Source organism: Sulfitobacter sp. (assembly GCF_036960155.1).
GTDB lineage: Bacteria > Pseudomonadota > Alphaproteobacteria > Rhodobacterales > Rhodobacteraceae > Sulfitobacter.
Window position 1 is genome coordinate 1,012,083 of sequence record NZ_JBALWB010000001.1, and the last position, 20,035, is coordinate 1,032,117.

The window sequence follows — 20,035 nt, forward strand, 5'->3', positions numbered from 1 at the left end:
CTCGCTTTTGGCGGGGCCTTTGGCGTCTGAAGTGAAATATGAAGTGCTGTCCTTTGACCAGTTGGAAGGCTGGGATAAGGACGACCATGCTGCAGCTTTTGCGACATTCCTCAACACCTGCAAAGATATGAAAGATCCTGATTGGGGTGCAATTTGTGCCTATGCCAAGTCTGGCCCTAATCCACGTGACTTTTTTGAACTGCTGTTTCGCCCTGTTCTCATGAGTGATGGTAAGGAAGCCCTGTTTACGGGTTACTTTGAGCCGGAACTTGATGGCTCCCTCACCCGCACAGATCGCTTTCGTTTCCCTGTCTATAAAATGCCTGCAGAAGCGCGGCAAAACCGCCCTTGGTTGCCGCGCCGTGCCATTCTTGAAAGTGGCGTGATGGATGGTCGGGGATTGGTGATCGCGTATGTTGATGATCCGGTTGAGCTGTTCTTTCTCCAAATCCAAGGTTCCGGTCGTATCCGATTGCCCAATGGCAAAGCTTTGCGCGTTGGGTATCGGGGCTCAAACGGGCATAACTACCGTTCAATCGGCCAAGAACTGGTGCGCCGTGGTGTTTATCAGCCCCATCAGGTTAGCGCGCAAGTGATCAAAAATTGGGTACGTCGAAACCCTGTGGATGGTCAGGAGCTGCTGTATCACAATCCGTCCTATGTGTTCTTTCGCGAAGTCAGCAAAGTACCAGCGGATAAAGGCCCGCTCGGCGCGATGAACCGTTCCATTACCACAATGCGTACCGTTGCCGTTGACCCGTCCTTTATCCGCCTTGGATCTCCTGTGTGGATTGAAAAGGACGGTAAAACACCCCTGCGTCGATTGATGATCGCACAAGATACGGGGTCTGCGATCAAGGGTGCACAACGTGCTGATGTGTTCTTTGGTACGGGTGACCAAGCAGGCCGAGAAGCAGGCACATTGCGTGATCCAGGCCGGTTGATGGTGCTTATGCCCATCCAGCGCGCCTATGCCCTGCTGCCGGAAAGCGCGATATGAAGCGCCGGCGGCTAACAGCAGAAGATCAAGAGCTTTGGGATCGTGTACGCGCAAATACGCAGCGAATGGAGCGGAGCAATCTGGAGGCGAAGCTATTTGATCAAGACACCAGCCTGCCTGCGCCGGAACCGCGTAATATTCGCAAAGCGCATGCGGTTGTGTTTGGAAAACCAGCGGGAAAGAAACATTCAGTTAGTTTTGATCTCGCACCTGCAATCCATGATCACATTCGCCAAGCCACAGTGCAGATGGATCAAAAGTCATTTGTGAAACTTAAGCGCGGCAAGCTAAAGCCAGAGGGAAAGATCGACCTGCATGGCATGACATTGGATCGCGCCCACCCTGCCCTGACGGGGTTTGTGATGAACGCCCATACTCAGGGCAAACGGTTGATTCTTGTGGTGACTGGCAAAGGCAAACAGCGCGATGAAGGTGGCCCTATTCCAGTGCGTCACGGCGTATTGCGCCATCAGGTACCGCAATGGTTGGCCATGCAGCCTATGAAATCGGTTGTTCTACAGATCGCACAGGCCCACATCAGCCATGGTGGCGGTGGCGCGTATTATGTCTATCTACGGCGCCACAGGTAGGTCGCGCTGGTATCTCAAGATACCCAAACCCGCCAATACGGCCCCTCCAAAATAAAAGAACGCAAACGGTATCATTTGATCAGGAAAGTCGATCCCGTAATCGATGAACGCGCCGGATATCCCCGGCCCGATTGCTGATCCGAAAACCATCAACGCAGCGGCAGCGGCCTTGATCGCCCCTAGGTTTTTTGTTCCGTAAAATACCGACCAGAATGCTGCTGTTGAAGTGCCCTGGGTCCCCTGCCCGACACCAAAGATGACAAGGCCAACACCCGCCATAAAGATGGTATCGGCGTAGGCCAAAACCAGAAATGAAATCCCAAATGGTACCAGCTGGAATGGAATGATCCATTTCACACCAAAGCGGTCAATGGCCCAGCCTGTGATGAACGTAAAACTGATGCTTGAGACTGTATAGATAGGCATGAGGGCAACATAGGCACCTAGGCTCCAACCCTTTACTTCGGTGAAATGAACCTGTTGGAAAAACAATGCAGTACCCCAAGCTGCAGGCCCTAAGATCAGTGGAAAGAGAATATAGAACAGAGGATGACGCAGCATCTGTGCCCGCGTCCAATGGCGGCCACCCATGCCAAGGCTTTGCGTATCATCTGCCATAGATTGGGGGGTGCGTTCCTGACGGAGCAATATCTGTATTGCGGGTATCATGGCGAGCACACAAAGAGCGGCCAATATCCAAAGGTTGCGCCACTGCCAACTTCCCAAGATGACGACGAAGATAATGGGCAAAACCGCCTGTCCCACAGCGAACCCCATAGAGGATAACGACAATGCGCGCCCCCTTGCCGCAACAAACCAGCGTGACATGGCCACCGCCCCCAATTGCGATAGCATGCCCTGCCCCATCAGGCGCAACGCGTAGATCACAAAAACAAGAATGAAGCTGTTGGGTACAAGCGCCATCGCCAAACAGGCCGCAGCAAGTGACAACATGACCCAAAGTGACAACTGTCGAACGCGAAAACGGTCCGTCAACGCACCCGCCCATATCATCGTAACCGCTGAAAGAGTGGTCCCAATGGTGTAGATGCCGCCCCATGCGCCATCCGTCAGGCCAACAGCTCCCTTAATCTCACTCGCAAAAAGAGAAATGAAATGAGTCTGCCCAAAAGACGAGGTGAAAGTCAGCAGAAACCCGGCTAGCAGGAACAGCCGATTGGTAATGAGGAAGTTGAGATAGCCCATGCGCCCTTGGTCGCAGGCGCATGGGAAAATGGGAAGAGGTTAAAGCACGTAGCGGCTTAGATCTGTGGATTTCACCAGCTCGCCCAGATTGGTGTCAACAAATGTAGCATCCACTACAATGACATCACCGCCGCGATCTGGCGCTGTAAAGCTAAGCTCTTCGAATACACGTTCCATAACCGTGTAAAGCCTCCGCGCACCGATGTTTTCTACGGATTGGTTCACATCTGCTGCGATCTTGGCAAGGGCGGCAATCCCGTCTGCAGTAAAACTGACAGTGACATCTTCTGTGCCCATCAACGCAGTGTATTGCAGGGTTAGCGCATTGTCGGTTTCCGTCAGTATGCGTACAAAATCCTCTTCGGTCAGCGCACGCAGTTCAACGCGGATCGGTAAACGACCCTGAAGCTCAGGCAATAAGTCTGATGGTTTTGCGATATGGAACGCACCCGACGCGATGAACAACACGTGGTCGGTTTTCACTGGACCATGTTTGGTGCTGACGGTTGTGCCTTCAATCAGGGGCAACAGATCACGCTGCACGCCTTCGCGGCTCACATCACCTCCGCGCGCATCGGCACGTGTACAGACCTTGTCGATCTCATCAAGGAACACGATGCCGTTCTGTTCAACCGCTTCGATGGCAGCGCGGGTGACGGTTTCATCATCCAACAGTTTGTCAGCTTCTTCACCGATCAGAACTTCGTAGCTTTCAGCAACGGTAAGGCGCTTCTTTGACGTGCGGCCTCCCATAGCCTTTCCGAACATATCACCAAGGTTCATCATGCCCATGCCACCACCACCGGGTTGGCCGGGGATTTCCATGGCCGAGAACGGGTTGGAGGTATCAGCAACCTCAAGTTCGATCATGGTATCATCCAACTGACCGTCCTGCAGCTTTTTACGAAACAGATTGCGTGTGCCTTCGCGCGCGTCTGGACCAGCGATGGCATCAATCACACGCTCTTCTGCGGCTTTTTGAGCACCCGCATTTACGTCTTCGCGCATATGCTCGCGTGTCATCGCAATAGCGGCATCCAGTAGGTCACGGATGATCTGCTCCACATCGCGACCGACATAGCCAACTTCAGTGAATTTCGTCGCTTCAACTTTTAGAAATGGTGCGCGGGCCAGTTTAGCGAGACGTCGTGAGATCTCGGTTTTTCCAACGCCAGTGGGTCCAATCATCAGGATGTTCTTCGGGTAAACCTCTGCGCGGATATCGTCAGGCAGGTTGCGGCAGCGCCACCGATTGCGCAGCGCCACGGCGACAGCGCGCTTTGCGTCATTCTGACCGATGATAAAGCGGTCCAGCTCGGAGACGATTTCGCGTGGTGTCAGATCGGTCATGATTTAATTTTCTCCACGGTGAGGTTACCGTTGGTGTAAACGCAAATATCGGATGCGATTTTCATCGCGTCGCGGGCAACGGCCTCTGCGTTACGGTCACTGTCAAACAACCCGCGCGCCGCGGCCAAGGCAAAGTTACCGCCAGATCCAATTGCCGCGATGTTGTGTTCTGGTTCTAGGACATCCCCAGCGCCTGTAATGATCAGCAGCTCAGTGCCATCAGTGACAATCAGCATCGCCTCCAGTTTTTGGAGGTACTTGTCTGTGCGCCAATCCTTGGCCAACTCGACACTTGCGCGCGCCAACTGACCGGGTGTCGCTTCCAGCTTCGCCTCAAGGCGCTCTAGCAGGGTGAATGCGTCTGCTGTGGATCCCGCAAAGCCAACAACCACGTCATACCCACCGGGGCTAAGCCTGCGGACCTTACGTGCGGTGCCTTTGATCACAGTTTGGCCAAGGCTGACTTGCCCGTCCCCTGCGATTACGACCTCGCCGTCCTTCTTGACGCCAATGATGGTTGTACCGTGCCAACCGGGAAATTCGTCTCGTGTCATGATGCCTCCGTTCGTTGCAATCTATATGGCGTGAGAGCCGCTATGGGACAAGGGCAGCCCTTGTTGCGTGCCGCGCTGGGCGATAGCGTACAAACCATGACCACACCTGATTTTGTCACATTTTATATGGAACCGGAGCTGTGCCAGAGTGCGCAAGCAGGCAAGCATAATTTTATTGGAAAACTCGCTAACGTGGTGTCACGCGCGGGTCTAGAGGTCCAATATGTGCCCTTTGGCTCGGAGGGCCAGCGCGGTGGAACCGAATGGTCGTTAAACCATATAAAATCGCCATTAAATGAACGTGGATTGTGCTTTCGACGCGTTTATCACTACCCCTTCTGGCAGATTGAACAAAGCGCTGAACGGTGGTCTTGGGACGTTGCGCAAACGGCTTTTGAACCTGACAGTTCAGATGCCGCAAAGGCTGAACGGTTTTATAAGTTCTGGCAAAGCCGCCTTTTTGGAGGCGCACCTAAAAATACGAAAAAGGACGGTTTTGTCTATGTCCCTTTGCAGGGGAAGCTATTGGATCACCGGCCGTTCCAAATTTGTAGCCCGATTGAGATGGTTAAGCACTGCCTTGCGCAAACAGAGTGTCCCGTTATCGCAACGCTTCATCCAAGTGAGAGCTATAGCGCTTCAGAAACCCAAGCGTTGGAAGCGTTGGAAAAATCTCATGCACGATTAACCGTCCAAATCGGTAGCATGAGCGATCTCATTCTGGGATGCGATTATATTGTCACCCAAAACTCTAGCGTGGCATTCAACGGGTATCTATTTGGCAAGCCCGCATTGCTATTCCGCAAGACAGATTTTCACCATATCGCAGTTCAAGCTAACCTTGATGATCTCGCTGCCAGCTTTGCTGAGGTGAAACATACTGAGCCAGATTACGTCGCCTATCTGCATTGGTATTGGCAAAAGAACAGCATCAATGCAGGCAGACCCGAAGCTGAAGAGCGCATTGCAGCGCGCTTAAGGCGTTTTGGCTGGCCAGTGTAAATGAAAAAGGGCGCCCCGAAAGAGCGCCCTTTTCTAATTTTACCGATGGTCGGTTTAGATGGATTCTTCGATCCAGCTTTGCAGTGCTGCCTTTGGGCGTGCACCTGCCATGTTTGAGACCACTTCGCCGTTCTTAAAGATGAATAGCGCAGGAATGCCACGAACACCCATTTGCGCAGGTGAGTTCGGATTATCGTCTACGTTAACTTTGACGATCTTTACCTTGCCGTCCATTTCAGCGGACAATTCTTCTAGGGCTGGTCCAATCTGCTTACATGGGCCGCACCATTCGGCCCAAAAATCCACAACTACTGGGATATCGGAATTTTTCACTTCGCTGTCGAATGTGTCGTCGGTAACGGAAATGGTTGCCATTATGCTCTCCATGGGTTCGGGTCTGAATGATACCTAAGAAGGCTGACTGTCTGCGTCAAGGTAACCTGTACGGACCAGCGCCTTTGTCACGGTTTCGTGCGGCAATGACATCAACCTACCTGAGGTGGTCCACAAGATGGCAGTTTCCACAACGCGGTCAGGATAAACCGCCTGCAAAGCATGTGAATAAGCACCCATTTGACGCAACAATCCTTCAGGGCAGGATTGAAAATCATCTGGCACAGTGCGGTTTGTTTTGAAATCAACTGCCAGCACACGATCGGGTTCTACAATCAATCGGTCGATGATGCCGTATAGGCGGGTTTTGTTTAGATCGGCAGAGATTGCGATCTCTGCCAGCGCGTCGTCTGAAAAAACATGCGTCAAGGCAGGGTTATCCAGCACTGAAATAGTCTCTAATAAAGCCATTTGAGAGGTTTCTGGATCAGAATTGCGCAACAATTGCTCAGCAGCGTCCGCACGTAATGTTGGATCAAGGGGCGCGAGGTTTTCCAGAAGCATGTGCACCAAACTACCATATGCTTTGGCCGCTTCCTCATCCATTCCGGCCTCACCAGCGAGTGCTTTTGCACCACCTAGATCAGAAGGTGACAACACCTCTGAACGCGCGCTTGGCGCAGGTGGGTTGGTTTCAAAAATAGGCTCTAGTACTGGGGTTATTGACGCTTTTCGTTGAATTTCAATGATCGGCAGGGTATCCCACCCAGCCTCTTCATGGCGGATACCGCTTGCCGGGCCTTGGGTAAATGGAACCGCATTCAGATGCCCTAGGGCTTCTTCCGTCATCTGGTACCAGCTTCCGCCGTCTTTTGGTAATCCACCTGCTGCCGCAACAATCAGCCACTTCTCTGCGCGCGTCATAGCGACATACAGCAGGCGAAGGTTTTCCTGTGTTTGGGCTTCTTTCAGGCTATCAATTTCAGTGGCGATGCCTTTGGTCATTTCTGGCGCGTTTGGTTTCCAAATTGGGACGCCATCCAGTTTGATAATCTCATCTCGGATGTCATTCTTCTTCAGGCCAGTGTCGGGCAAGATTACAATAGGCGCTTCCAGCCCTTTTGCTCCGTGAACTGTCATCACCCTGATCTGATCCGAGGCGCTGTCGATCTGGCGTTTGATTTCCAGATCATCGGCCTGCATCCACTCAAGGAATCCCGTAAGGCTTGGAACTTCGGTACGCTCGTAGGCGAGCGCTTGACCCAGGAGCGCATCAATTCCGTCTTCTGCTTCGGTACCCATGCGGGCCAGAAGGTGATTACGTCCGCCATGGCGGGTCAGGATACGTTCGATCAAATCGTAGGGCCGCAGGAAATCAACTTGCCCGCGCAGATCGTGAAGAGCGGCAAGCGTCTCAGGATAACGTTCTTCCTGCGTCCGCAGGCTTTGCCATAAATCCAGCTTTTCAGGGCGGTAGTGTGACAGGGTAAATATGGCCTGCTCGTCCCATCGAAACAACGGTGAGCGCAAGGCAGTCGCAAGGGATAGACCGTCATCTGGTGTGGAAAGAAAAGACAGTAGTGCACCAATATCGCGCACAGCCAGTTCAGCGCCAACTTTTAACCGATCTGCGCCCGCAATTGGCAGGTCGGCAACCTTGCATGCGCGGATGATTTCGGAAAACAGGCCCGTTTTACGTCCGCGCACCAAAATAAGAAAATCACCCGCTGTAATGCGGCGGCGGATCATGCTGCGATCATCTGCTTCATCGGGGATGTAATGCTCGCCCTCAACAAGATGTTTGATTTGATCAGCGATCTGTTCGGCCAAAACAACGGTGTGATGTTGCTGGCTTTTGCGATCCACTGGATCAGTCCAATCAGGTTCGTCTTCATTGTCTTTGGTCGGCTCGACCAGTGGCCACAAATCAACGCGACCGGGCAGGGCGTCTTTGAACGCCAAGTGGATCATCGCCTCGTCCATGCGGGGATCGGGGAGTGTGTTGAATGTTTGATCCACTGCACGCAAAATCGCGGGGGACGAGCGGAAAGAATAATCAAGGCTTTGGTTTTGGAAACTTAGATTGGCCGCCTCAAGGTTTTCTTGGAACATTGTACGTTTGCGGTCAAACTCACGCGGATCAGCCCCTTGGAATGAATAGATTGATTGCTTTTTGTCACCAACAACAAACAATGTTCGGGCGGTTTCCTCGCCGCGCGCACCTTCACCAGAGGCAAATTCATCGGCAAGTTTTTCAATGACATCCCATTGACGTGGTGATGTATCCTGCGCCTCATCCACCAGAATGTGATCAATGCCGCCATCAATGCGATAAAGCACCCATGCAGCAACTTTTGGATCATTGAGTAATGCACGCGCGCGCAAGATCAGATCGTCGAAATCCAACCAGCCGCGTCGTTGTTTTTCGGCCTCATAACGGGTGATGAAGGTCGTTGCGAAACGGTGCAATGCACCTGTGCGGGCAACGTTGCGCGCCCGCATTTGTAGATCGTGGGCTTCCAATGCGCGCTGGGCCAAATCCTCAAACGGGCTCAGCATCGGGCCCAGTTCGTCTTTTGCGCCTTTGGTTGGGAAACTTTTGCGCAGCTCCAGCTTTTGCGTCAGCATCAGGCCCTTAAGCCTGTTCAGGTCCCCGAGAGTTGGTTCCTCAAAATTGATCCCGCGCAAGCCGTCCGCTAGCCGCGTCATAGTCACGGCTTTTTGAGAGGATAGGATACCTATCGCATCCGGCATCCAGCGCGCGACGGCAACGTCCATAACATCACGGGGCAGGGCGGTAATGTCGAAATCAGCGGGTAGATCGAAAAGGCTGTTTAGGTCATCTGGCAGATCATCAAACAGTTCACGTTTTCCTGTGATCGCTTGGGTTAGCGAGGCAAAGCTTTCGCCAGTGTACTGATCAGCCAAATCGGCGACCAATGTTGCCTCGTCCCCTTCGGCCATAATGTCGAGAATTTCAGCGCGCAGCAGTTCGGCGGCGCGGTCTTCGATCTCTTTGAATTGGGGACTGACACCAGCCTCCAGCGGAAAGCGGCGCAGAAGGGAGGCACAAAAAGAGTGGATGGTTTGAATTTTTAAACCACCCGGCGTTTCGATCGCTTGGGCAAAAAGAGTGCGCGCCTCGCGGAGTTGCTCCTGCGGAATATCCTTCAAGATTCCCAGATCGCGCAGTCCGTCGCGTAGGGCATCGTCTTCCATCATCGCCCATTCGCCCAGCCGTTTGAACAGGCGGTTTTGCATCTCGGATGCTGCGGCTTTGGTGTAAGTGAGACAAAGGATGTGTTGCGGTTTGACCTCTTCCAGCAACAACCGTGCCACGCGGTCCGTTAATACACGCGTCTTGCCAGACCCAGCATTTGCGCTGAGCCATGTTGACGTGTCCGGTCGCGCTGCTGTGATTTGCGCACGTGTGGCATCGTTCCATTCGGGTAGATCGTTCATGTCAGATCCTCGGGCGTTGTAGGGTCTGATCCATCCCATTCGCCGTAACGTGCCAGGTGATCGTAATCTCCGGCAAAGCCATCGCGCTCCATCATGCGACGGGCGGTAAAGCCTTGTTCAGGGTCTAGGTAGGCGGCGATCAACTTGCGAAGGTTTGCCAATATGACATGCGGGGGTTCTTCCTCCAGCGGCGCATCGATTTCGATTGGAGGATTGCCAAGGCCGATAAATGTTGCACGTGAAACGGGAGCCGCACCGATCTTTTTGAACGCGCCTTCTTCCATCATGGCGGCTTCGATCAGAAGTTGTTTGTCGAAATGTTTCTGCTGTTTGTCTGTGGGGGGCTTACCCGTCTTGTAGTCGTATATTTGGATGTCGCCGTTGGCGTTTTGGTCAATCCGGTCCGCCACACCGCTGAGCGTGAAGCCAAGATCCGCTAACTCCAAAATGCCCCGCGCATCATCCTCAAATGCGATGGGTTTCGCAGTTCCAAGGCGGGTTGCCTCGGCCGCGATGAACCAATCCGCCACGCGGGCCAGCTTGGCCAGCCAGATCGTGCGTGCAGCGGGCCATGGGACTAGGTCATCCAAAATCGTTTGTGCAATTTCCAGCAGGTGGACACGATTGAGGTTATCGGAGTCGGCCATAACCGACTTCACAAAATGTTCCATTACCGTGTGCGTTACGGTCCCGCGTAGTGGCGCATCGGGCGATTGCACCAGCGGGCTAAGCGCGCGCAAGCGAAGGCTATGGCGCGCATAAATTGCATAAGGATCGCGGATAAGCGTCTTGATCTGAGTGACAGACAGGCTGCGGGGACGGGCGGCTAACGGTGGACGTGGAGAAGGGCGTGGCGCAGAAGGAACACGGTCAACAGCCTCCAATGCGCGGGCCTGCCCCAGCCAATAATCGCCACGTGCGGTCATTGCTTTCCACGCGTTCACGCCGCCTTGTTTTGGCAGCCCCGTCATCAAGTTACCCAAACGGTTTACCCAGCGGGAAGGCACGGTTTCAGCATCCTCAGAACGGATTGCCCGTGTAATCCAGACCTCGTTGGCGCAGATGGCCTGTTGGTAATCATGTGCGGCAAGACCAACACGGCGTTCTGGCAGCAGCAGCCCCGCATCATTGCGCATCTTTCGGTTTAACCATGGATCGGGTGGGGGTGCCTCGGGCCATGTTCCGTCATTTAAGCCACCAAGGATAACAAGGTCTGCACCTTGGACCCGAGCCTCAAGCGTGCCCCAGATCATGATGTCGGGATGTGGGGCGTCACGATCGCGCACCTCACCAGCGGCCAGCAACGCGCCAACCAAATCGCCGTAATCTGCAGCGGTTAACTGTGTGCTGTAACCCGCTTCAGCTTCTAATTCCTGCATCACACGGCGCGCTTCCTTGCCCGCCTTTTGCTGCCATAACTCATGGGCGTCACTGGCGGACGGTCCAGCGGCCAGTCCATCAGCAAGTTTCATGTGCAGTTCGACCCAATGGGATAACGGATGGGGATCACGATCTTGATGCCCCATCATTGCCGCAGCCGCCCAAGCGGCCCATCGTTGCATCCCCGCGTCGTCGGGAACAGATTTTTCACACAGGGCTACAAAGGCATCCGGTTCAGGGTAGGGCAGACCATGTCGCCTGATCGCCAGCTCGCACCGTTGGGTATAAAGGCGATGCATGTTGCGTTCATCTGCACTGTGGGTGAGCGGATGTTTGAGCAGAGTTAGAAATGCCTCTGCATCCAATCGCCGCGACATTAATGCGCCCGCATGGCGCAGAAACCTTCCGGGTGGAGAGAGATGCAACGGCGTACCTGCGCTATCGTCAGGCAAAATATCCCATCGGCTAAGGGCTGCGGTTACGCGGCGTCCCAACATCCGGTCTGGCGTAATCAGCGCGGCAGTTTGGCCGTCTTCCGCTGCTTTTCGAAGGCGCAAAGCAATCGCTAACGCTTCGGCGCGGGGTGTTTCGGCCAACACCAGCGTCATATCTTGTGTCGCCTCAGTAAGATCCTCAAGGCGAGGTCCCTCGATCCGCCACGCATCTGTAACGGGTGCGGGTCTTAATGATAGGGAAACCAATTTGTTTCGTGCAGCAGATGGCGCTGCACACTTATGCCAGCTTATGACGGAATTAGGTGTATCCCCGAACCCCTTCATCAGGTGGTAAAAACGATACTGGGGGTGATCCTCGGAGATCATTGGATCGTCTAAGGCGGCCCAAACCTCAGGCGGTAAATCAAAATCGAACCCTGGTAGGATCAATGCGCCTTGTGGCAGTCGTGCAACGGCCTGCATGAGCAACATCGTCGTACCGCGAGAGCCAGTAGAGCCTGCGATAATGATGGGATGCTTTGGTGGGTGCTCTGCCCAAAGAGCGGCAATGCCATGAACACGCGCGCGTTGTCTGGCTTCTTTGTCGGGCATAGCGTCTGTCAGGTTAAGGTAGTCTTGGACGATCCCAAGAAATACCTTTGCGCGCTCCCAATGGCCCGATTGATCGGTCACATCCAAATCAGCGATGGCGTCAGGTGTTACCCCTTCGCCCTGCATTTCATCGATCAGTTTGGCGAGGCTATCGGCCAGATCATAAAGAGACGCCCGTGAAGCGAGGTTGGGCGATTTTTCAAGCAAGGCCGAGATTAACCCGATGAGCTCCAATCGGCGACGCAGGGCAGGCACCCCTTGGGGGATGATAACGCTAGGGGCCAAAGATTCTAGATCGGTCAACAAACGAATGCGCGGTAGCAGGATGGCTGGACCATCCTCAAACATTGTGCGCAGGCGGCGTGCCATGCGTTGTGTATTTACCAACAGCTCGACACGCGCGAGAGCCTCAGGAGGCTGTCCTCTAAATCGATGAAGGAGGCCCTGAACCAACATTTGAGGGAAATCAACTCCGGATGGCAGGCCGAATACGCGCGCAGAGTCTTGGGGATCAAACATCAGCGGTAAGCAGTCCTTCGGCTGTTGTCACGCCACCAGGGTGGCCTACATCGCACCATCGACCGGAATAACGGATACCGTGCAACGTACCTTTTTCCAGCATCTTGTCCCAAACCAGATTGAGTGAGAATGAGCTTTCATGAATGTCTTCTAAGAGATCGGTCTTGATGATCTGGACACCGCCATAAACCACATCAGTGCCACGGGTGAGGCGACCGTCAGCGTCGATGTCGAAATCACCACCACCATGTTCCAGTGCATTTTCTGGGGGAATTCCCATAAGCAATGCATCCATTCGCATAGGATCCCACGCGTCCAGTAACAGGCCTAGCGGGTTAGGGCCGTTCCAGATGGCATCAGGGTTCATCGTGATAACAGGTCCGTTTCCCAGCAAGGTCAAAGCATTGCGCAGGCCGCCGCCTGTTTCCAGAACGTCGGGTTGCTCAATAATCGTTTTCACACCCTTGGGTACTAGATGCGCTAGCAAAGGCTCTGGAAGGTAATGGAGGTTTGCGACAATAACGGGGGGAGCGATACTATCCACCAAAGCCAAGGCATGATCAATTAATGGGCGACCTGCGACCATTACCATAGGTTTAGGGCAGTCCGCCGTCAGATGTTTCATTCGAGTGCCGAAACCGGCGGCAAAAAGCATAACAGGCAGGCTCATACAGCGCATTTCGATTTGAGGAAAGCGAGGTTTTCGGGTGTTGGGGCGGGAATGGTGCTGTGAATATGTGGTGCTATTGATGCAAGGGCAGGATGCGCCAAATTTCGGTCTACAAACTCCCAAACACGCGGGATCAAATCAACATAACTTGGTTTACCCAAATCAATGCATAGCCGCGCAAATGCACCAATAATACGCATGTTTCGCTGAACCCCTAGAATAGCATAAGCCGCAAGGAACCCGGTTTCGTCTTGGGGGTTTTGAGCCAGATACCGTGAAATCATTTCAGCCTCGATCTGTGGTGGAACATCCCTGCGCGCGTCTTGAAGAATTGAAACAAGGTCGTAGGCGGGATGCCCGCTCATGGCGTCTTGGAAATCCAGTAACCCAACCTTTGCTGGGCCGTCTCTTTCGGGTAGCCACAAAAGGTTTTCTGCATGGTAATCGCGCTGAATTAAAACAGGTGGGACCTTTTTAAGCGGGGCAAGAAGGTCTTCCATCAGTTGTTCGAACACGGTCTGTTCTGGCGTATCCTTTGCTCCGGTGAGGCCAAATAAATACCACTCATATGCCCGCGCCGCGAATTTTGTCATGGTCGCTGTATCGTAGGGTTTTAACGGTGGCATTGGCGCCGCGTGTAATGTTGTCAGTACATCAACTGAAACCTCATATAGCGGAAGTTCAAGCGAAGGATCGCGGGCAATAACCTGCTTAAAAAGATCATCTCCTAGGTCTTCGATCAATAGAAATCCGTGAGCTTCGTCACGATGTAAGATGGCAGGCGCGCTTAGGCCTATACTACGCAAATGTTGCGCAATGGCGATGAAGGGTTTCACATCCTCGCCTTTTTCGGGTGGGGCATCCATAAGGATGAGTGTTTCGCCGCTTGGCCTTGTCAAACGTTCGTACCTGCGGTTGGAGGCATCGCCAGCCACCAACAAGCGGGTGGCATTTTCCCACCCCGAAACGTTGATAAATTCAGTCATTTGATGTGCGCGGTCTGTCATAGAATCCAGTCAGTCAGTTTTGTATCCCAGCGGGAGGCCGACCATGTCGCGGTCAGGATGCGGTGTTCTTCAACATCGGTCGCAGCGAGAGTGATGTCCAGCGCATCATTGGGTCGTAAATCAGCCAGCCGGTCAGGCCATTCGATCAAGCAAATAGCATTTTCCATGGCATCCGTAAGGCCAAGTTCTTCGGTCTCTGTTGGATCGCTAAGACGGTAAAGATCAGCATGCCATATTTCTTCGCCGGACGCCGCATCATATACCTGCACCAACGTAAATGTCGGGGAAGGGACATCTTCGTGTGTCGCCAGCAATGATTGAATGAGGGATCTGGCAAAATGTGTTTTTCCTGCCCCAACATCTCCAGTGAGAAGAACTGTATCCCCAGCCTTAAGGAGGGGACCTAGGCGCTGGGCAAGTGCGGCAGTTTCGTCCGGTGTGGTGAGGTGTGTGGTGATTTGCATGCCACCAAACTAACGGTCATGCGCGGCGCATGAAAGAGCTCTCAGCCAGTTGGACTGTTCTTAGTCAAAGTCCGGACAAGGGCGTCTGGCGCAGTTTGACGAGAAAAACGGATCACGGTCGCACCAGATGCAATTGGAACGACCTTACATTGCATGGGCAACTGTCCTCTGATCCTAACAGGCATATCCCATGCATTTCGATCTTCCAGCGACATTACGGAATCGTGCAAATCCCCCCAGAGAGGATTTGGGGATGATTTTTCTTTCCAAAGCTTGATGGCGTCCGCGATTGTAACATGAGCAAAGCTGGTATCGAACTGAAAGCCCCAGAGAAGGTCATATGCTTTGTTCGAAAAAGTGAGGGCGCCCGATTGGGAAAAGACAGCTAGGGCGTCTTCGAAGGAATCAACAAGGCTTTGCCCAAGTTCGAGCTCAGCGCGGAAATTCCGAGTGAGCGAAACTTCTGCACTGATATCTTCAAAAAGAAATGCGATGGCCCCATCGGGGTGAGGGCGTCCTTTCACACGGTATGTTTGACCCGTTTCAAGGGTCCAAGCCTCTTCGAAAGTGCCGATTTCAGCAGCATTAATTAGATCGGCCATGTGTTGACGCCAAGATTTGTAGTTCTTTGGTTCTGGCATTTTGCGGTTTTCACGCATGGCATCAAAAAAGGTATCTATGGTTGGACGTGGGCTGAGGAAGGAGGCCGAGAGACCAGTCAGGTCAATAAGAGCGGGATTAAACAAGGCCAATTGCCGGTCACGATTAAAAATCGCAAGACCGATGGAAAGATGTGCAAACGTCTTGGCCAGTGTCTGAACAAATTCCTTTTGCGCTTCTTCGGCCTTGATCAGCGCTGTGCGAGATGTGGCGTGGTGGATTGTACCGTGGTCATGCGGTCTAAAACAGACATCGAAACATTCCGCAGGATCGTCTCCTGAAAGAGCAAGTTTGATGCGATTTGGGGCTTGCTCGACTGGTTGTTCAGGCAGGTCAAATATGGGTTGTGTTGCTCTGAATTCGCCATCGGGTAATTTTTCTGCAAGGGTGGAATAGGCTTTATTGTACCACACTACGACACCAGTACTGTTGGTTTTCCATGCGGGATGTGGGGCACTGTTTGTGACGCCTCGCAGGAATTCAAGTTCTTGAATAATTGCAGTGTCACCATGCGCTGCCTCAGTCTTCCGAAACGTAAGTGCGGCTCCGTTTTTGAGCCAGTTGATCTGGATTGTATAGGCTTGTTGGCTTGAATCGTATTTTCCAAATAATGTTGTTTTGGCACTTCCCTTAGATTGAAGTGTGACTGGAAAATTTGGGTAACGTGGAAGAAAAATCTCGACCAAATCTTGCCAACTGTGCGACCCTATTGTGATGGGAAGCAGATCAAGCGCAGCAGTTGAGGCATGCTCGACCGTGCCGTTTTTGAACAAGACCATAGGTAGTTCAGGTTCGATCATTTCCGGAGTAGTTTGCGCGGATCGCAAGACCCACCATACGCTCAATGCGGCCGTAGGTAGCACAACAAAAAATACTAAAACCAAATCGTTCAACAAGTGCGTCTCCAACAGTGGGTCACAATGCTTTCAACTTTTGCGTGTCCATCCTTAAGGAAAGGTTAATTTTTCAATTCTAAGCTTCATCAAATCGGGTATTGAGCCCGGTCGAGATTGCGTTATTTCCGTCTTGAGCATCAATGGATTTGCGAGGCCACCGGACTTCGACAACGGCTCCGACTTGTTTTCCCAAGGGCCCAGCTTCATCAATACCGTTCGCAAAGCGCAGGCTGGCACCGGATCTTTCCAACAGTGTCTTCGCAATAAACAGACCTAACCCCATGCCTTCATATTCGGGCCTAGTTGTGTCGCGTTTGGCACGCCTGCGACGGCCCATGAAGGGATCTCCCAATCGCCCCAATAGCTGGGTGGGAAAACCCATGCCATCATCCAAAATACGAACCGTGATTGTATCAGCGTTCCAACGGAGTTCGATCCATACTGTAGTTTCCGCAAAATCTACGGCATTTTGAACGAGATTTCGTAGACCATGGATAATTTCGGGCATGCGCAAAATTGCGGGTTGCGTGCCAGTTGAGCCTATCGCGCTAAGGGTATTCAAAAGGACGACCTTGCCCCGATCCATATGGGGTTCTGCCGCGCTTTCTACAACGGTGATGAGGGGGGCCTGACGCATGTGAAGGTCGTCTTTTCCGGCGCGGCCCATATCGCGTAGAATGTCGCGACATCGGTCTGTTTGTTGAACAATCAGCTCAGCATCTTCGCGTAGCTCGGGGTGTTCGCTTAGTTCATGGACCAATTCAGCACTGGCTATTTTGATGGTAGCTAGCGGAGTTCCCAATTCATGAGCGGCGGCGGCCACAACGCCACCTAGATCTGTCAGTTTTTGTTCGCGGGCTAATGCCAGCTGTGTCGCGGTCAATGCGTCCGACATCAGGTGAACCTCCGAAGTGACCCGCCGAGAATATGCTGAGGTGAAAATGACAGCGATGATCAGTGCGATCCATTGCCCAAACATGAACAATTGCGGGATTTGAAGGATGTCTCCAGATTGTGTGCGAAGGGGAATATGAAAATAGGCCAACAGGGTCACACTTACGATCGCGATAGCACAGAGCCCTAGGGTAGATCGTAAGCTAAGAGCAGCAGCCGAGATCGTTACAGGGCCAAGCAGAAGTAGGGTAAAAGGGTTGTTTAGTCCGCCAGTGAGGAACAACAAAAAGCTAAGCTGTAGCAAGTCGAAGATGATCATTGCTAGATTTTGGTGTTCGGACAGCCGCGTATTCTCTGGAAAGAGGAATGTGGCAATTAGATTGCCAATCACTGAAACCCCAATAGCAAAATAGCACCAGCCAAGCTCTAGTTGTAGGCCAAACAGTTGAGGAGCAATTGTAACTGCAGCGAATTGCCCAGCGACTGCGACCCACCGGAGATAAATCATGGTGCGCAAGCGAACCCAATCGGCCCTTTTTCGCTCGCCCATAGGGCGGATTGTTGACTGCGGCATCTGCGCGCTCCACTGAAATGTGACTTGCATTGTATTGGCCCTAGCGTAGGTCTGTCGCAATTCACCATCAAGGGTGCGCAACACAGTTGTGCACAAAGGAGCAAAATATGATCCGTATCGCCGCAATTGCCGCTGTCCTCGTAGCTGGAGCAGGTCTGCTCGCTATGCTTTTTCTAAGTGGCGGTAATGGAGATGATCAGTTTGCTTCTTGTGGTGCGGGCACTGTTGCGGGTGATCTGGGCGGACCTTTCACCTTGGTAAACGGGGATGGGCAGACTGTAACAAGTGAAGAAGTGATTACCGAGCCGACGTTAATCTACTTTGGCTACACGTATTGCCCCGATGTTTGCCCGCTGGATCTAGACCGTAACGCGTCCGCTATCGAAGTCCTCGAAGAGCGCGGCAACATGGTCACTCCTGTATTCATCACCATCGATCCTGAGCGCGATACACCAGAAGTTGTGCGGGACTATGCAGATGTGATGCATCCGCGGATGATTGGACTGACGGGAAGTAAAGAACAGGTGGCCGGCGCGAGCAAAGCATACCGCACATATTACCAGGCTCACCCACCCGTAGACGGTGAATACATTGTAGATCACTCGACTTTCAGCTATTTGGTAACACCAGAACACGGGTTCCTTGCGTTTTTCCGCCGCGATCTGACACCAGAGCAAATGGCCGATAAGATTGGTTGCTTTGTTGATCACATTTGACGGAAGACATAACGGGACCATATCTTGGGTATAGTTATTATACCTGACTTGAAAAAGGCCGCTGCTATGTCACAAGAACACCTGATCGACCTTGGACCTGATAAATCTCTGTTGTTGTTAGACGACGACGAACCGTTTCTGCGTCGTCTTGCCAAAGCAATGGAAAAACGTGGGTTTGAAGTAGAGACAGCAGGGTCTGTTGCGGCTGGTCGTGCAATCGCGACCGCGCGGCCACCAGCATATGCGGTATGTGATCTGCGTCTCGAAGATGGCAACGGATTAGATGTCGTTGAAATTTTGCGAGAAAAGCGGCCCGATGCACGGGTTGTTGTCCTGACTGGGTATGGCGCGATTGCGACTGCGGTTGCTGCCGTCAAGATTGGTGCAACGGATTACCTCTCCAAGCCCGCTGATGCGACAGACATCACAAACGCACTTTTGGCCACGGGTGATGATCTACCGCCCCCACCGGAAAACCCGATGAGTGCGGATCGCGTACGTTGGGAACATATCCAACGGGTCTATGAACTGTGTGATCGCAATGTCTCGGAAACTGCGCGCCGCCTGAACATGCACCGCCGAACGCTGCAAAGAATACTGGCGAAACGCAGCCCGCGTTAAACGTCGTATCGTTTGAGGCGTTTGTCGACCAGCGTACCATCCGTCATTTCGTACCCTTCGATCACGCCATAGTCGCGAAAACCGCGGCTTTGATAATACGTGAGGCCGCCCTCATTATCGGCGCGAATATTGGCGCGAATCCAGACGTATCCTAGGCTCTTAGCCGCATTTTCAGTGGCATTAAACAACGCAGAACCAATGCCAAGACCTGTTTGGCCAACCTGAACAAAAGTTGCGATCTCAGCCGCCTCTGGTGGTAGCTTTGAGCTGGATTCAATCCACTGAAAGCCAACAACGTGCTCGGATGCATCCAGCGCGACATGCCACGCTGAGTGATCAGGAGAGGACGTCATCCATTCGGCTAAATCATCACCTGTAACTGGGCGTACAATCGCTGTTGTGCCGCCAATTTTGATAATTTCGTTTAACAACTGAGCCATCGAACCTGTGTCAAAGCGTGTAGCGGGGCGAACTGTGATCATGGCATTTTCTCCAGTAATTCTACGTGGCGACGGGTGAAATCAACCCGCACTTCTACGGGCGGACGTAGTGTGATTTCTAACCCCTCCATGAGCGAAGGATCGGGCTTGCCGAAAAACCGGTCAGCCTCGGCCGCGTCAAACCCTGCGATCTGTACTGCTTCCATCCAAGCGCTAATGCGGTCAGCTTTCTTGATCTGCTTTTTGACGGATGCAGGTACTTTTGCGGGTAGGCCGAACCGAATATGAACTGCGGCCTCTAGCCGCTCATCCAGCGCGCCGTAATCTGGGCCCACTGCGGCCTTCACAGGCGAGATCATGTCACCAATCACATATTCGGGTGCGTCATGCAGCAGGGCGGCCAAGCGCCACTTTGCGGGCGCCGCAGGGGCGATGCGACCAAAGATGGTTTCAACAAGAAGGGAGTGTTCAGCGACGGAGTAGGCAAAATCACCCTTTGTCTGACCATTCCAGCGCGCAACAAATGCCAGCCCGTGTGCGATATCTTCGATTTCGATGTCGACAGGGGTTGGATCCAACAGGTCCAACCTGCGGCCTGATAACATACGCTGCCAAGCGCGGGGTTGTTGCGCCATCTGTGGCTCCTTGTTT

The 20,035-nt window shown here is 52.9% G+C and carries 18 protein-coding genes; 5 read left to right on the forward strand and 13 right to left on the reverse strand.

The window, feature by feature from the left end; genetic code table 11:
• Positions 1–31 precede the first annotated feature (31 nt).
• Positions 32–1,000: a murein transglycosylase A gene (gene mltA, locus V7775_RS05095; RefSeq protein ID WP_443070082.1), complete on the forward strand. Its 969-nt coding sequence runs from the start codon at positions 32–34 to the stop codon at positions 998–1,000.
• Positions 997–1,590: a Smr/MutS family protein gene (locus tag V7775_RS05100; protein WP_335750769.1), complete on the forward strand. Its 594-nt coding sequence runs from the start codon at positions 997–999 to the stop codon at positions 1,588–1,590. Before mltA ends, V7775_RS05100 begins: the two co-directional genes overlap by 4 nt.
• Here V7775_RS05100 and V7775_RS05105 read toward each other — a convergent pair.
• Genes V7775_RS05105 through hslV form a run of 3 tightly spaced genes read right to left on the reverse strand, consistent with a single transcriptional unit; the run spans position 1,573 to position 4,700 of the window.
• Positions 1,573–2,796 carry an MFS transporter gene (locus tag V7775_RS05105; protein WP_335750770.1) on the reverse strand — a complete coding sequence of 408 codons (1,224 nt, stop codon included), beginning with the start codon at positions 2,794–2,796 and terminating at the stop codon, positions 1,573–1,575. The genes V7775_RS05100 and V7775_RS05105 overlap by 18 nt on opposite strands.
• A gap of 39 nt (positions 2,797–2,835) precedes the next feature.
• Positions 2,836–4,146: an ATP-dependent protease ATPase subunit HslU gene (gene hslU, locus V7775_RS05110; protein ID WP_335750771.1), complete on the reverse strand. Its 1,311-nt coding sequence runs from the start codon at positions 4,144–4,146 to the stop codon at positions 2,836–2,838.
• Positions 4,143–4,700: an ATP-dependent protease subunit HslV gene (gene hslV, locus V7775_RS05115; protein ID WP_335750772.1), complete on the reverse strand. Its 558-nt coding sequence runs from the start codon at positions 4,698–4,700 to the stop codon at positions 4,143–4,145. Before hslV ends, hslU begins: the two co-directional genes overlap by 4 nt.
• A gap of 42 nt (positions 4,701–4,742) precedes the next feature.
• On the opposite strand from hslV, the gene V7775_RS05120 reads away from it, so the two are divergent.
• Positions 4,743–5,702, forward strand: coding sequence for a hypothetical protein (locus V7775_RS05120; RefSeq protein WP_335750773.1), 960 nt, complete (start codon positions 4,743–4,745; stop codon positions 5,700–5,702).
• A 54-nt stretch (positions 5,703–5,756) separates the two neighbouring features.
• On the opposite strand, the gene trxA is transcribed toward V7775_RS05120, so the two are convergent.
• The 8 genes from trxA to regB all read right to left on the reverse strand — a co-directional run bounded on the left by trxA (position 5,757) and on the right by regB (position 17,607).
• The gene (trxA, locus tag V7775_RS05125; RefSeq protein WP_335750774.1) at positions 5,757–6,089 is read right to left on the reverse strand and encodes a thioredoxin; all 333 of its coding nucleotides are present in this window, start codon (positions 6,087–6,089) and stop codon (positions 5,757–5,759) included.
• 21 nt (positions 6,090–6,110) lie between these two features.
• Complete coding sequence (gene addA, locus V7775_RS05130; RefSeq protein ID WP_335750775.1) at positions 6,111–9,497, reverse strand: double-strand break repair helicase AddA; 3,387 nt, start codon at positions 9,495–9,497, stop codon at positions 6,111–6,113.
• Positions 9,494–12,442, reverse strand: a complete 2,949-nt coding sequence (gene addB, locus V7775_RS05135) for a double-strand break repair protein AddB (RefSeq protein ID WP_335750776.1) — start codon at positions 12,440–12,442, stop codon at positions 9,494–9,496. The genes addA and addB overlap by 4 nt, the downstream gene beginning before the upstream one ends.
• Positions 12,435–13,121 (reverse strand): nucleotidyltransferase family protein, encoded by a 687-nt coding sequence (locus V7775_RS05140; protein WP_443070083.1) that lies wholly within the window; start codon positions 13,119–13,121, stop codon positions 12,435–12,437. The genes addB and V7775_RS05140 overlap by 8 nt, the downstream gene beginning before the upstream one ends.
• A complete protein-coding gene (locus tag V7775_RS05145; RefSeq protein WP_335750778.1) occupies positions 13,109–14,119 on the reverse strand; it encodes an aminoglycoside phosphotransferase family protein in 1,011 nt (336 codons plus the stop codon). The genes V7775_RS05140 and V7775_RS05145 overlap by 13 nt, the downstream gene beginning before the upstream one ends.
• The gene (tsaE, locus tag V7775_RS05150; RefSeq protein WP_335750779.1) at positions 14,116–14,583 is read right to left on the reverse strand and encodes a tRNA (adenosine(37)-N6)-threonylcarbamoyltransferase complex ATPase subunit type 1 TsaE; all 468 of its coding nucleotides are present in this window, start codon (positions 14,581–14,583) and stop codon (positions 14,116–14,118) included. The genes V7775_RS05145 and tsaE overlap by 4 nt, the downstream gene beginning before the upstream one ends.
• 41 nt (positions 14,584–14,624) lie before the next feature.
• Positions 14,625–16,139 carry a PAS-domain containing protein gene (locus tag V7775_RS05155; protein ID WP_335750780.1) on the reverse strand — a complete coding sequence of 505 codons (1,515 nt, stop codon included), beginning with the start codon at positions 16,137–16,139 and terminating at the stop codon, positions 14,625–14,627.
• A 76-nt stretch (positions 16,140–16,215) separates the two neighbouring features.
• A complete protein-coding gene (regB, locus tag V7775_RS05160) occupies positions 16,216–17,607 on the reverse strand; it encodes a sensor histidine kinase RegB (protein WP_335750781.1) in 1,392 nt (463 codons plus the stop codon).
• 107 nt (positions 17,608–17,714) lie between these two features.
• Between regB and V7775_RS05165 the strand changes: the two genes are divergently transcribed.
• On the forward strand, positions 17,715–18,323 hold the full coding sequence (locus V7775_RS05165) for an SCO family protein (protein ID WP_335750782.1): 609 nt from the start codon (positions 17,715–17,717) through the stop codon (positions 18,321–18,323).
• Positions 18,324–18,389: 66 nt separating this feature from the next.
• Positions 18,390–18,944: an ActR/PrrA/RegA family redox response regulator transcription factor gene (locus tag V7775_RS05170; protein WP_335750783.1), complete on the forward strand. Its 555-nt coding sequence runs from the start codon at positions 18,390–18,392 to the stop codon at positions 18,942–18,944.
• On the opposite strand, the gene V7775_RS05175 is transcribed toward V7775_RS05170, so the two are convergent.
• Positions 18,941–19,426: a GNAT family N-acetyltransferase gene (locus V7775_RS05175; protein WP_335750784.1), complete on the reverse strand. Its 486-nt coding sequence runs from the start codon at positions 19,424–19,426 to the stop codon at positions 18,941–18,943. The genes V7775_RS05170 and V7775_RS05175 overlap by 4 nt on opposite strands.
• The gene (locus V7775_RS05180; protein ID WP_335750785.1) at positions 19,423–20,019 is read right to left on the reverse strand and encodes an HD family hydrolase; all 597 of its coding nucleotides are present in this window, start codon (positions 20,017–20,019) and stop codon (positions 19,423–19,425) included. The genes V7775_RS05175 and V7775_RS05180 overlap by 4 nt, the downstream gene beginning before the upstream one ends.
• Positions 20,020–20,035 lie beyond the last annotated feature (16 nt).